The 13,518-nt window shown below is 33.3% G+C and carries 15 protein-coding genes; 9 read left to right on the top strand and 6 right to left on the bottom strand.

The window, feature by feature from the left end; translation table 11 throughout:
* The first annotated feature begins 5 nt into the window (after positions 1–5).
* From BMY39_RS14085 to BMY39_RS14075, 3 genes are all read left to right on the top strand, one after another.
* The gene (locus BMY39_RS14085) at positions 6–2,099 is read left to right on the top strand and encodes an ATP-binding protein (protein ID WP_143064783.1); all 2,094 of its coding nucleotides are present in this window, start codon (positions 6–8) and stop codon (positions 2,097–2,099) included.
* A gap of 74 nt (positions 2,100–2,173) precedes the next feature.
* Entirely contained in the window at positions 2,174–2,824 is a 651-nt protein-coding gene (locus BMY39_RS14080) for a response regulator (RefSeq protein WP_092580809.1), read from the top strand.
* A gap of 176 nt (positions 2,825–3,000) precedes the next feature.
* A complete protein-coding gene (locus BMY39_RS14075) occupies positions 3,001–3,615 on the top strand; it encodes a DUF4230 domain-containing protein (protein ID WP_092580807.1) in 615 nt (204 codons plus the stop codon).
* Here the strand turns inward: BMY39_RS14075 and BMY39_RS14070 are convergent.
* Complete coding sequence (locus BMY39_RS14070; protein WP_092580805.1) at positions 3,610–3,915, bottom strand: rhodanese-like domain-containing protein; 306 nt, start codon at positions 3,913–3,915, stop codon at positions 3,610–3,612. The two genes, BMY39_RS14075 and BMY39_RS14070, sit on opposite strands and share 6 nt — an antisense overlap.
* A 113-nt stretch (positions 3,916–4,028) precedes the next feature.
* Between BMY39_RS14070 and BMY39_RS14065 the strand changes: the two genes are divergently transcribed.
* Entirely contained in the window at positions 4,029–4,778 is a 750-nt protein-coding gene (locus BMY39_RS14065) for an enoyl-CoA hydratase/isomerase family protein (RefSeq protein WP_092580803.1), read from the top strand.
* A 76-nt stretch (positions 4,779–4,854) separates the two neighbouring features.
* On the opposite strand, the gene BMY39_RS14060 is transcribed toward BMY39_RS14065, so the two are convergent.
* The 3 genes from BMY39_RS14060 to BMY39_RS15130 all read right to left on the bottom strand — a co-directional run bounded on the left by BMY39_RS14060 (position 4,855) and on the right by BMY39_RS15130 (position 7,908).
* Positions 4,855–6,615, bottom strand: coding sequence for an aromatic amino acid hydroxylase (locus BMY39_RS14060; protein ID WP_092580801.1), 1,761 nt, complete (start codon positions 6,613–6,615; stop codon positions 4,855–4,857).
* Positions 6,616–7,074: 459 nt separating this feature from the next.
* Positions 7,075–7,650: a DUF4136 domain-containing protein gene (locus BMY39_RS14055; RefSeq protein ID WP_092580799.1), complete on the bottom strand. Its 576-nt coding sequence runs from the start codon at positions 7,648–7,650 to the stop codon at positions 7,075–7,077.
* Positions 7,651–7,743: 93 nt separating this feature from the next.
* A complete protein-coding gene (locus BMY39_RS15130) occupies positions 7,744–7,908 on the bottom strand; it encodes a C1orf53 family protein (protein WP_177176614.1) in 165 nt (54 codons plus the stop codon).
* A 66-nt stretch (positions 7,909–7,974) separates the two neighbouring features.
* Between BMY39_RS15130 and BMY39_RS14050 the strand changes: the two genes are divergently transcribed.
* The 4 genes from BMY39_RS14050 to hemL are packed head-to-tail and all read left to right on the top strand — an operon-like array spanning position 7,975 to position 11,310.
* Complete coding sequence (locus tag BMY39_RS14050) at positions 7,975–8,298, top strand: hypothetical protein (RefSeq protein ID WP_092580797.1); 324 nt, start codon at positions 7,975–7,977, stop codon at positions 8,296–8,298.
* A 4-nt stretch (positions 8,299–8,302) separates the two neighbouring features.
* The gene (locus tag BMY39_RS14045) at positions 8,303–9,217 is read left to right on the top strand and encodes a 1-aminocyclopropane-1-carboxylate deaminase/D-cysteine desulfhydrase (RefSeq protein WP_092580795.1); all 915 of its coding nucleotides are present in this window, start codon (positions 8,303–8,305) and stop codon (positions 9,215–9,217) included.
* Complete coding sequence (locus BMY39_RS14040) at positions 9,217–10,011, top strand: glucosaminidase domain-containing protein (protein ID WP_092580793.1); 795 nt, start codon at positions 9,217–9,219, stop codon at positions 10,009–10,011. The genes BMY39_RS14045 and BMY39_RS14040 overlap by 1 nt, the downstream gene beginning before the upstream one ends.
* Before the next feature lie 12 nt (positions 10,012–10,023).
* Positions 10,024–11,310 carry a glutamate-1-semialdehyde 2,1-aminomutase gene (gene hemL, locus BMY39_RS14035; RefSeq protein WP_092580791.1) on the top strand — a complete coding sequence of 429 codons (1,287 nt, stop codon included), beginning with the start codon at positions 10,024–10,026 and terminating at the stop codon, positions 11,308–11,310.
* A 72-nt stretch (positions 11,311–11,382) separates the two neighbouring features.
* On the opposite strand, the gene BMY39_RS14030 is transcribed toward hemL, so the two are convergent.
* Positions 11,383–11,829: a DUF4890 domain-containing protein gene (locus BMY39_RS14030; protein WP_092580789.1), complete on the bottom strand. Its 447-nt coding sequence runs from the start codon at positions 11,827–11,829 to the stop codon at positions 11,383–11,385.
* A 96-nt stretch (positions 11,830–11,925) separates the two neighbouring features.
* Positions 11,926–13,149: a hypothetical protein gene (locus tag BMY39_RS14025; RefSeq protein ID WP_092580787.1), complete on the bottom strand. Its 1,224-nt coding sequence runs from the start codon at positions 13,147–13,149 to the stop codon at positions 11,926–11,928.
* Between the two features lie 117 nt (positions 13,150–13,266).
* On the opposite strand from BMY39_RS14025, the gene BMY39_RS14020 reads away from it, so the two are divergent.
* Positions 13,267–13,449 carry a hypothetical protein gene (locus BMY39_RS14020; protein WP_092580785.1) on the top strand — a complete coding sequence of 61 codons (183 nt, stop codon included), beginning with the start codon at positions 13,267–13,269 and terminating at the stop codon, positions 13,447–13,449.
* Positions 13,450–13,518 lie beyond the last annotated feature (69 nt).

Below are 13,518 nucleotides of genomic sequence, written 5' to 3'. Positions count from 1 at the left end.
TATTTATGAATCGATTTTTAATTTTATTGCTCTTCTCCATTTCGCTCTTTACATTCTCTCAACCTGACAATAAAAAATTAGATAGTTTAAAGCATATTTATAAAAATAGTGCCTCTGAAAAAAATAAGGTAACGGCATTAACAGAATTAGTAAAGGAATATTTTGATGCAAATAGAGATTCTGCCGAAGTTTATATTAATAAAACCATAAGTTTTACCGAAAATAAACCCCATTTACATAAACCCCGTTTAATTTCTTTTTTAAACTATGCCCAGATTTATATTATTAAAGGCGATTACAAAACTTCTGAAGCATACTACGCCAAATCTTGGGAAATTTTAAAGAATAATTACTATTACGATTTGTACATTAAATACTTTGGCGATAAAGGTGTGCTTAATTTTTATCAAGGAGATTTTAAAAGTGCCCTAAGTAACTTTAATAAAGCACTAGAGAAAGCAAAAGAAGAAAAAAATGAAGAAGACCAACTTACATATTTAAACAATAAAGCTTTAGCCATGTCTTATCTTAATGAGGCAGAGGCCTCTTTAGATGTTCATAGAGAAGCTATATCACTGGCCGAAAAACTTAATGATTCTACAGCGCTTGGTAAATCTTTTAATAATATAGGCTTAATTTATGAAGATATGAAGGCCTACAACAAAGCTCTGGAGTTTTACAGTAAGGCACTAAATATTAAGAAAAACGGCAATAATAAAATAGATATTGCTAATAGTTTGTTCAACATAGCTGGCATGTATAAGGAGATTGGAGAAAAAGAAAAAGACACAACACTTTATGCAAAAGCCGAAAAACATTTTAAACTCGCGTTTGAGAAAGCAAAGGAAGTTAATTACGGCAAGGTGATGTTATTCTCAAAAACAGGAATGGCACAATTGGCTACAGTACGCAACAAACCTTTAAAGGCAATTTCAATTTATAAATCAGTAGTAGATGAGGCTAGGCGTGTTGATGATAACCAAACGCTAAGGGCAACTTACCTAAACTTAGGGGTAAATTATTTAAGTATAGGAAAACTTAGAGAAGCAGAAACATATCTTTTAAAATCGAAACCTTTTATAGAAGCTGCTGAAAACCCCTCAGATATAGCAAGTTTATACAAAAACTTGTCATTGTTATATCAACAAAAACAAAATTACAATTTAGCGTACAACTATTTTAAAGAGTATCATGGTATAAGTGAGGATTTATCTAAAAACTCGCTTACCGAAAAGATTTCAGAATTTGAAATAAAATATGAAACAGAAAAGAAGGAAAAAGAAATAGTTACCCAGCGTGCAGAACTAATTGAAAAAGAACTAAGAATTAGCAAAAAAAACACGCAACTAATGGGTTTAGGGTTAGTAGCCATATTGCTTTCGGTGTTGGGGTATTTACTCTATAATCAGCAAAAACTTAAAAATCGCCAACTTCAAAAAGAATCAGAGTTAAAAGAAGCATTAGCCCGAATTGAAACTCAGAATAAATTACAAGACCAACGCCTAAAAATCTCTAGAGATTTACATGATAACATTGGTGCCCAACTTACGTTCATTATCTCCTCTATCGAAAATTTGCAATACGGATTCGAGATTAAAAACGAAAAATTAACTAAAAAGTTAAAAGATATAAGTGCATTTACTAAAGAAACTATTTACGAGTTGCGAGACACTATTTGGGCCATGAACAAGAGTGAAATTTCTTTAGAAGATTTACAAACACGCATTAGTAATTTTGTAGAAAATGCTAATACCCATTCAGGGAATATTAACTTTAAATTTATATTAAAAGACACCGTGTTAAATAGCACTATTTTTTCTTCGGTAACGGGAATGAACGTTTACAGAATAGTTCAAGAAGCTATAAATAATGCAATAAAATACTCTGAAGCCAAAAATGTTACAGTTGAAATTTTTCAAAATAAAGAACAACTTGTTATTAAAGTGGTTGATGATGGAAAAGGATTTGATATAACAAAAGCAGGAGATGGAAATGGCTTAAATAATATACAAAAGCGTGCAAAAGATATTAAAGCTACTCTTAATATTATCAGTAAAATTAATGTGGGAACACAAATAGAACTATACGTTGGTGTTTAAAGAAAAACAATGCTTTAGTGATGTTAGTTAAAGTTGTAATTTCTTAAGTTTAAAGCCTTATTCAAAAAAAATAAATGAAAATTAAAACAGCCATTGCAGACGATAATACGTTCTTAATTACTGCCGTTAAAGAAAAGCTTTCTTTTTTTGATAATATAGACCTGAAATTTACAGCGCTAAATGGAGCTGAACTATTAGCAAAACTAGATGATAATTATAACTTAGATATAATTTTGATGGATATTGAAATGCCAGTTTTAAATGGAATTGAAACTACAGAATTGGTAAAGCAAAAATATCCACATATAAAAATTATCATGCTAACGGTTTTCGATAATGATGAAAATATTTTTAATGCTATAAAAGCAGGGGCAGATGGTTATTTATTAAAAGAAGTGAATCCAATAGATTTAAACGCGGGTATGGTTGAAACCTTAAATGGAGGTGCGGCCATGAACCCGTCCATTGCTTTAAAAACATTAAAATTATTACGAAACCCAATTCAAATTCAAAACCAAAAGGATAAAGACGACATTACACTAACAGCTAGGGAAACGGAAGTTTTAGAGCATTTAAGTAAAGGCCTAAGTTATAATGCCATTGCCGATAATTTAATATTATCAACCGGTACTATTAGAAAACATATAGAGAATATTTATAAAAAACTTCAAGTGCATAATAAGCTAGAAGCAGTTCAAAAAGCAAAAAAAAGTAACTTAATATAAAGATTGATTAACGTTTATTTAATTTAAAGGTCAAAACATAATTTTATATTTGTTATGTTATTGAAAGATGACATGGATGCATTAGTTAGACTTCAAAGTCGAAGGAAACTGATGTTTTTTTATGCCTTATTTTTATCACTAGATTCATGGTTGTCAAATTATTTCTAAATTAGAGCATGCGAAAGATTCTATTTGGTGTTATTATTACCCTTGTTATATTGTTCACTTTTAAATATTGCGGTGACAAAAAGAAAGAGAAGTTAGTCTTAAAAGAGAGTACAGCACTAATCCAAGAACAAATTAACAATGTTGGGAAACTGGTAGTGACCGAAGGTTATTTTAGCGAAGTATTTACATATAAAAATTCAAAAGATATTTTCGGAGATTTATTATCTGCAGAAAAAAAAGCGCTTGTAGTTGTTAATGCTGAAGTTACCATAGCGTATGATTTAAGTAAAATAGAATACGATGTTGATGAAGTAAATAAAACACTAACGATAACTAATATTCCAGAAGAAGAACTTAAAGTACACCCAGATTTGGAATATTATGATGTACAAGCCGATTATTTAAATCCCTTTGAAGCTAAAGATTATAACGAGATTAATAAAACGGTAAAAGACGTTTTGAAGAAGAAGATAGAAGCTTCTGATTTAAAATCTAATGCTAAAAACAGATTAATAAGTGAACTTTCTAAATTTTATATTTTAACCAATTCACTAGGTTGGACTTTAAAATATAATGAAAACTCAATTCAATCTATCGAAGAATTAAAGGGTCTTAAATTATAGCTTACTATTTAAGCTCATCCAACCTCCACCGTTAATAGCTTCAATACCATTATTTTTTAAAATTGAAGCAGCACTGCCAGAACGCATTCCGCTTGCACAACAAGTAATTACTGGTTTGTTGTATTTTTTAATATCCTCAATTTTAGATTTAATGGTCTGTAAAGGGATATTTTTAGAACCTGAGATAGCACCTTGCTTAAATTCTTTAATAGTGCGAACATCTATTATAATTGCATCTCTAGTTTTAAAATCTTTTATCGTATTGTCTTTATTTCCAAATAGAAAATCTAATAATCCCATAGTCTAATTTTTTATGCAAATTACTTTATTTTTTTTAAAAGCATAGGTAACAAAAGTTGCATTAACGAGCATTAATTTTTTATGTATATTCAACTTTTAAAAATAGTGTGTTTATGGAAGCTTATGTATCGCTTACTGTTAATAATAATGTTGGATATGTTGAATTTTTTCACCCAAATAGAAATTCAATGCCCAGTGATATTCTATCCAAATTAGAGCAAAAAATAAAAGAAGCGGGACAAAATGAAAATGTAAAAGTTATTGTTTTAAAAAGTGGGGGTGATAGAACGTTTTGTGCAGGCGCCAGTTTTAATGAGGTTATAGCAATAGATAATGAAGAAAAAGGCATGCAGTTTTTTTCCGGGTTTGCTAACGTAATAAACGCAATGCGTAAATGCCCTAAACTGATTATTGGCCGGGTGCAAGGTAAAACTGTTGGTGGAGGTGTAGGTTTAGCAGCCGCAACTGATTATTGTTTGGCTACTAAATATGCATCTATTCGGTTAAGTGAATTAAGTATAGGTATTGGCCCTTTTGTGATAGAGCCTGCGGTATCCAGAAAAATAGGTAAAATAGCCATGTCGCAAATGAGTATTGATGCCGAAACGTTTTACGATTCGGAATTCGCCAAAGAAAAAGGTTTATACGCTGATGTTTTCGAAACTACTGAAGCGTTAGATGATGCGGTAAAAACATTGGCCGAAAAAGTAGCAGGTTACAATCCAGAAGCTTTAGCCGAAATGAAAAAAGTAATGTGGAAAGGTACTGAAGATTGGGATAAACTATTAATTGAACGTGCTAAAATTAGTGGTAGGTTGGTGTTGAGTGAGTTTACAAAAAATACCTTAAAACGATTTAGGTAATAAACCCTTTATGTTATTTTAATTTATTGCGGAATATTACTTGCTGGCCTGAAGTAATCTTGGAGCTAATGTAATTTTAGCTATTAATTTTTTTAGTATTTATAATCTCCAATCCATCGTCAATTAAATGCCCCACCTCAGGCTTGTTTTGCTTAATAGTATTAAGATGTTTCAATATTTTTTCTGCAAGTTCTGTTTCATTATCCAATTGAGATAACTCGTAAAGCTCAACAGGCAGTAACCAATCTATAGGATGGTGTTCTATCAATTCTTCTAGCACTTTATTTCTTGAGATAGTGTTGTTTCTACCTTCTCTGTAGTCTCTAACCTGTTGATAAAGTGTCTCAAGTGCAATGCGTTCTTCAGATTTATCAATATGAATAGTTTGTGTTGAAGGTATGTGCGTTATCAAATCAAAACTATTATAATCGGCAGGTCCTGAGAATGCTGAAACAATATCCTTGCCTACCGCCATGTCGTATACGCCCCATTCTGGTTTAAATAAAACGGTTTCATTATGTGTTACTGTACAATTTTTAAAACTAATCAGAATGATTTTTCCTTGTAGATTACGTTTTCCTGTAATAATTTCGCCTAAAATTTTAAGGTTGCCTTCAAACTCTAATGTAATGGTTTGCCCTTCATAAATATCATAGGCTGCCAAATCCCTTGGGCTCATGTCTTCTATGGCGATATTGATGCCTTTTAATTTTCCAACGGGTGAAGCAAAACCATTATTATGTGTTTTGGTGCCATGGACAACGAGCTCTTTTTCTCTATATGCCAGTGCCGTTTTTCCAGTGGTTTGAAGATAAATGGGTTTGCCATCATGAGAAATAACATTGGAAAAAACACCCGAAATTTGCAATCCTGTACTCAGCTCTACGGTTCCTAAAGCTTTGGAATTAATTAGTTTAGTAACACCTGAAAGTCCTCCTTTACGCAACGCCATGGTGTTTGCAAATTCTTCTAGAATTAAACTTAAATGGGCGAAATCAGGAGTTACATAGAGTTGCGGTTGGGGTTTGGTAATGTCAAAATCTTTAAACGTAGCTTTAATATTGTATGGCAGTTTTTCAACGTCATCCGTCATGCACCAAGCACTTTCTCCAATAGACGATAATAACCCAGCGCCATAAATTTTAGGGTTTTCAACGGTACCTATTAAGCCATACTCCACGGTCCACCAATGTAAATTTCGTATCAATGCCATTTCACTTGGCTCGCCCATATTATTTTGTAGTTCCTCTACCTTTTTTTCCGCCAAAAGAATAACCTTTTCAGTAGAATTAGGTGCTTCCTTTATAATGGATAAATGTCTTACGGCTTCATACAGCTCATAATCTTTTGCTGATGAAATCGCTTTACATCCAATTTCCCCAAAGCGCCTTAAATACTCTGCGTATTCAGGGTTGGCAATAATTGGCGCGTGTCCTGCACCTTCATGAATAATATCTGGGGCAGGTGTATATTCAATATGTTCTAATTGCCTTATATCGCTCGCAATAACCAAAACATTATAGGCTTGAAACTCCATAAAAGCATTTGGCGGAATAAACCCATCTACCGCTACCGCAGCCCAACCTATATCTTTTAAAATACGATTCATCCCGTACATATTTGGGATGCTATCTATTGAAATGCCAGTGTGCTTTAAACCATCTAAATAAGAACTATGGGCAACTTTACTTAAAAAGTCCACATTTTTTCGCATTACATAGCGCCAAACGGCTTGATCGATTGATGAATAAGCATCATAATTTTGAGGTTTTATAAACTGTTTTAAATGCTTGGGAAGCTTTTGTAGTATTTCGTTTGATTCAAATGTATCCGACATCTTTAAAATTTATATTAAAAATACATCTAAAAATACGAATTATTCATTAAAATATTTGTTTTTTAGCATTTCTTTCAAAATTTAAATAGCTGCTTATCAAAGTCCGTTGTTCAGAAGATTTTCATTTTAAAATTATTTTTTTTCTTAAAGAGGTGTTATAATATTCTTATGTATGTGTTTAATTCAAGAATTTATTCTAAAACACTTTTTTCGGTTTTCTATCCTATTTAGTGCTTTGATTTTCTGGGTATTTCATACTATGCGAGCTATTGGTGAGAATAAGGAAAAACTTTTTGAAGATGAGGCATGCCTATATGTCTATTACAGAAATTAGTAGAGGTATTGAGAGCAGTATTCGTCAATTAATTGATGATACTGGTATTACGGTACTTTACGAATAGGAAAATGATATTGCGATGTAAAAAAAAGCGACTCAAGTGAGTCGCTTTTTATATATTTTTATTTTTCAGCTCCTGGAGGATACTGTTCCATAATTTTTGCAACAAATTCTTTAATGCGTTCTTCTTTTTTCTCAGACTTTCTTGTTAAAAAACCGGTGCCCATACCTTGCCACACTAGTTCTTTCTTTTTAGCGTTAATTAAATCAACGAATAAAACCCCCTCAGTTCGCGTGGATACTGCAGGTTGCTGGTTCCAGCCCCAGCCCCAGCCAGGACCAAAGCCGCCCCAACCCCAAGGACCCCATCCGCCCCAGCCCCAGGCACCCATGCCCCAGGCATTATTGTAGACGTCTACACGTTGGTTGGATTTTGTAAAAATACTGATAAGTATATCTGGGTCTTCAGATTTGGTAAATCCTTTAGCCAATAATTCTGCTTCAATGGCGCGTAATATTCGGCGTTTGTCAATATCGTTTATTTCAGCTTTATCAATACCTGTTTTAAAAAACGCAAAGGTTTTAAATGAATTGAAATCCGTTTTTCTATCATAATCCGTAGAAACACGAACAGATGAGCATGAGGTTGCCACGATAAGAAGCGCAAGTAACGGAAGAGTTTTAAAGATTTTTTTCATAGCAAAAGTATTTTATGTTGATTTTCAGCTTTAATAAAGATATGACCTTTTTGGTGAAATTATATCAATAATCATACCATATTATGTTAAAAATTAGCGTTGTATGGCGTTTCTTTTTTTATCATAACCATACGGACAATGCCGGCATCCACTCTCGCAACAAAACCCTCGCTTTAAATGGTACTGCTCGGTAAAACAACGATAACCTTCAGGTGTCATATAATAATCGCCTTCTTCAAGCGGAATAATCTTTTTCATATATAACAAAGATATTTAATTTTAAAGAATTATGTTATGGTTTGGTTTTTGACATTTCTTTAAATAATGATTTTAGTTGTTAAATATTTAGTTCCAAAGGGTTATATGGGGATTTCTATTTTTCCGTTTATTTTTTTGAGTACAGCGGCATCAAAATCTAGCAGAGTATTAATTAATCATGAGAAAATCCATTTAAAACAACAATTGGAGTTATTGGTTCTTCCTTTTTACATATGGTACATGCTAGAATTTTTGATTAGGTTTGCATATTACCAAAATTGGGAAAGAGCCTACAGAAATATTTCTTTTGAAAGGGAAGCATATGATAAGGAGCATGATTTAAGTTACCTGAGCCGTCGAAAGTTTTGGAGTTTTCTAAATTATTTATAAAATAATGCGTTTTCATTTTGAACATTCTGTAAACCAACACATTAATCTTCCGGAAGAACCTAAAATTGAGTTGTGCCTGAAACGTGAAGATAAGTTGCATGCATTTGTTTCTGGAAATAAATACCGAAAGTTAAAATACAACTTAAAAGAAGCAGAGCTATTAGGTTTTGATACATTATTGACATTTGGTGGGGCCTTTTCAAACCATATTGCGGCGGTAGCATCAGCTGGACATATTTTGGGGTTTAAAACCATTGGTGTAATTAGGGGAGAGGAACTTCAGTATAACGTAAAAACTAACCCAACATTACAATTTGCGCAAGACAACGGCATGCGATTAAAGTTTGTACCTCGGGATGTGTATCGGGAAAAGACTACTTCTGCATTTTTAGAAGTATTGAAAAAAGAATTTGGAAACTTTTATCTTATTCCTGAAGGTGGCACCAATACTCTCGCCATTAAAGGATGCGAAGAAATATTAGCTAATGATGATAAAAGTTTTGATTTTGTGTGTTGCGCAGTTGGTACCGGCGGAACTATTTCAGGGCTTATCAATTGTTCAAAACCTCGTCAACAAGTTTTAGGATTTCCTGCCCTAAAAGGTTCGTTTTTACATGAAGATATTAGTAAATTTGTATCAAAAACCAATTGGGACTTGGTTACCAACTATCATTTTGGAGGCTATGCGAAAATAAATTCAAAATTGGTGAACTTTATCAATGCGTTTAAATCGGAATATGATGTTCAACTAGATCCAGTTTATACTGGAAAAATGATGTATGGTATTTTTGATTTAGTCCAAAAAGGTTTTTTCCCAAGTGGTTCTAAAATTTTGGCAATACATACTGGAGGATTGCAAGGCATTGAAGGTATGAATGCTTTTTTAAAAACAAAACAATTACCCTTAATACAAGTTTAATGAAACAAGCAGTATTTATAGTTGCACTAAGTTTTATAGTGTTTAGTTGTGGTTCTAAAAAAACGGTGGTTACCAAAAAATCTCAAAAAACGCAGACAGAACGTGTCGTTGTTGAAAAAAATAAAACAGAGAATACGAAAGTTGAAAATACAGCCCCAGCTCCTGCAATAAGTTCTACGGAAGATTACATTGAGGCCTACAAGGATATTGCTCAAAAAGAGATGACGCTGTATAACATTCCAGCAAGTATTACGCTGGCTCAAGGTATTTTAGAGTCTTCGTCAGGAAAAGGCAGACTTTCTGTGGAAGCAAACAATCACTTTGGAATAAAATGCCATACATGGACAGGCGCCAAAATTTATCATGATGATGATAAAAAGGGAGAATGCTTCAGAAAATATAATAGTGCGAAGTATTCCTTTAGAGATCATTCGTTGTTTTTAACTTCAAGAAAACGCTATGCGAGTTTATTCGATATAGATGTTTCGAATTATAAAGCATGGGCTAGGGGCTTGAAAGCTGCAGGTTATGCTACAGATAGGAAGTATCCCCAGAAGCTAATAGGTTTAATAGAACGTTACGAATTGTATAAATATGATGATGAGGTACTCGGTAGAAATCCATCAGAACGTAAATTTGAAGAAGAGTATAACAACGCAGTTCATGTTGTCGCTAAAGGCGATACATTATATAATATTTCCAAACGTTATAATTTAACCGTCGAAGAATTGAAAGACCTTAATAATATTAAGGGGACTAATATAATGCTTGGACAAGAGTTAAAAGTAAAATAGAATACAATCCAAATGATTTATAAACGAAGTAGCGCATTATTTACCGATGCAGAAAAAGTAATACCTGGAGGGGTGAATTCTCCTGTGAGAGCATTTAAAGGTGTTGGAGGTACCCCGGTTTTTGTAAAAGAAGCCAAAGGTGCTTATTTATATGATGAAGACGATAATCGTTTGATAGATTATATTAACTCTTGGGGACCAATGATATTAGGGCATGCTTATGAGCCGGTAGTAAATGCTGTAATTGAAAAGGCAAAAAAGGGAACGTCCTTTGGAATGCCTACTGAAATTGAAACAAAAATTGCACAATTAGCGGTTTCGATGGTGCCAAACATAGATAAAATTCGTTTCGTGAATTCTGGTACTGAAGCCTGTATGAGCGCTATTCGGTTGGCACGAGGTTTTACAGGGAAAGATAAAATCATCAAGTTTGCAGGTTGTTATCATGGGCATTCCGATTCGTTTTTAATTCAAGCAGGTAGTGGTGCCAGTACATTTGGAACGCCAAATAGCCCAGGTGTTACACAAGGCACTGCAAAAGACACGTTGCTAGCCAACTATAATGATATAAAAAATGTTGAGACTTTAATTGATGCAAACAGAGGTGAGATTGCCTGTATTATTATTGAGCCAGTTGCAGGTAATATGGGATGTATTCCGCCAAAAGAAGGTTTTTTGGAGTCTTTACGGTCGTTATGCAATAAACACAATATCTTATTAGTTTTTGATGAGGTCATGACAGGGTTTAGACTAGCAAAAGGTGGTGCTCAGGAACTTTATGGAATAAATGCGGATATTGTCTGCTATGGAAAAGTTATCGGTGGTGGTTTGCCCGTTGGTGCTTTTGCCGCTAGAAGCGAAATTATGAATCATTTAGCGCCTTTGGGTCCTGTGTATCAAGCCGGAACACTTAGTGGTAATCCGTTGGCTATGGCAGCAGGTTTAGCAATGTTAACTGAATTGAATAGTGATGCTGAAGTGTTTAATCGCTTATCTGAAAAAACAGAATATTTACATAAAGGTATTACTAAAGTGCTACATGATAACAATGTTCCTCACACTATTAATCGTGTGGGCTCTATGATTTCTGTTCATTTTGATGAAAGTGAAGTTTACGATTTTACAACAGCGGCCAAAGGGAATAATGATACCTTTAAATCTTTCTTTCACGGCATGCTTAACGAGGGTGTATATATTGCGCCAAGTGCTTTTGAAACTTGGTTTATTACGGATGCTTTGACTTATGGGGACTTAGATTTTACTATTAATGCAGTAAATAGAGCAGTAAAAAATTTATAAAAAAAAGCACCTCTATATAGAGGTGCTTTTCTATCAAAAAAATCACTAAACTAAACAAAACTCAAACTCTGTTTATACTTTTTTACCAGCACGCTTTTTTTGGCCTTTATCTTTCATTTTTCTTTCTCTTTTAGCCATAGCGGTTTCCCATTTGGTATACTGTTCTTCGTTTAAAATCTTTTTCATTTTGGCTTTCACCTCAATTTTATGGTCTAGCATTTTGTTTGCCATAGCTAAACGCTCTTCTTTTGTAGGTTTACTAGCTTCGCTGTTTTCTTTTCTTGCTTTTCTTTCAGCCATATGGGCTTTTCGCAGTTTGGCATTTTCTAAATTGATTTTGTAGATGTCTTGCTGTTGGGCATCTGTTAAATCTAAGTGTAAGGTCATTTTTTTGGTTTGCAATGTTGCAATTTCCTCTGGCTCTAAATTGGCCATTGCTTTTCTGTTTTGGTTTGGCCCTTGTGCGGCTACAACCTGTATTGTGCAAATTGCCAATACTACCATTATAAGTTTTTTCATGTCTTAAAATATTTGTTTGTTGTTAGGACTGAAAAAAGAAAGAATGGTTTAAAATATGATTTGGTTTTAACTGAAAATTAACAAAACCAACATTATTTATTTTTGAGAAAAAGGAATGCTCAAACTTATGCCAGTTTGAAAATCAGGAGCATTGTTAACCAGCAAATCTTGCTTTAAGAATAGTGATAATTTATAGTTGGGTCTGCCGTACGTATAAATTAAGCTCCAATCGGATAGTGCTTTATATAGTGTGGCTACACCGTTTTGCCATCCACCGTTAATTTCTTGCCATTTTCCTATAAGCTTGTAATAACCTTCTTCTTCTTTTTTATTGAAGCGAGATTGGATACGATAATTTATCCCGAATGCATTATAGTTTTTTTTCTTGGTGTATTTTGTAAATTCAATATGGCCTTCTAAAGTGGCTAATAATAGGTTGTTTCCTAGATCTATGTTATCAGGTCTAAAGTTTACGAAATTTTTACGCAATACGCTTGTACCAGCCCCAAAATTAAACTCATTTTTGTTTTTTAAAACAACAGTTTTAACACCATTAAAAGAAATACCATAATCTAATGACGTATTAAATCTAGAAGTATTTATACCTATGTGGTTTCCGAAGTTGAAATACAGCCTTCGCTTTTCATTCTTAAGAAATGCTGGATAGTAAAAATGATTCAACTCTATACCACCAATAAAAAAATCGTTGGCATTAAGTTCAAGCATTCTCCCATTTCTATCTAAATACCGAAAGTTAACTTGGTTCAGGCCGTAGTAGCGCCTCCCAAATGGGTCTTCTCCACCTGCTACATTGCTATGAAACCATTCTATAGTTTCATCACTTGTAAAAAATGAAAATGGGTATTTACCTTTGGATATAATATAAGATCTTAGTGTTATGGCCAATTCGTGTTCCTTGGCCAATGGAATATTGTAGTTTATTCTAAATTCCTTAATCACTGCGTCAACAACAATATTCATATAATCTGCGGGTGTGGTCTCTTGGTCAATGAAATTAAAAGGACGATCGTGCCATGTTATTTTACTCAGTCGCTCTCTAACTTCAGGATCTCTAGGAAAATAAGATTCTACAAAAGGATGAAACGTATTGCCGCTCGTATAATTTACGGAAAGAGCAGGCGTTTTGAGGGGGACAACTTTAAAATTTTGATTAATTCTAGAACTAAAAATCCCGAAATGGTGCGTAGTTAATACGCTTGGTCTTTCTATACCATTTTTAAAGGATAAACTATCCCGCTCCTGACCTAAACAATACAGACCACAGAACAGATATAAAGTAAATAGGGCTTTTTTGAACATCGGGCAAATATAAAGGTTTTTACTGTGTATCCTGACCAAGTTTCACAAGTTCGATGCTGAAATATAGATTTCTAAGATATGAATTTATTAAAATTATATTTGCTAAATAACTACCTTATGTGGTATGAAGAATCAATTGATTTCTACGAAAGTGCCAAAAATTCATTTAGAGTACTACCAAAGGAAAACCACACGATCGTAGCAATTGAAAAGGTAAATCACGATAATATTATCGAGTTTGAAGTTTATCATAACACGACAGAAGAAATTGTAATTTTTTCATATGCTATTGATATATAAATCATAAGGAAATCTTAAAAATTTAACTAGATAAGTTAAACATTTCTAAACTGTTGTAAGGATTCGAAT

Source organism: Hyunsoonleella jejuensis, assembly GCF_900111025.1.
Lineage (GTDB): Bacteria > Bacteroidota > Bacteroidia > Flavobacteriales > Flavobacteriaceae > Jejuia > Jejuia jejuensis.
The sequence above is the reverse complement of the archived record's forward strand: the minus strand, read 5'-3'. Positions and strand labels throughout refer to the sequence as shown.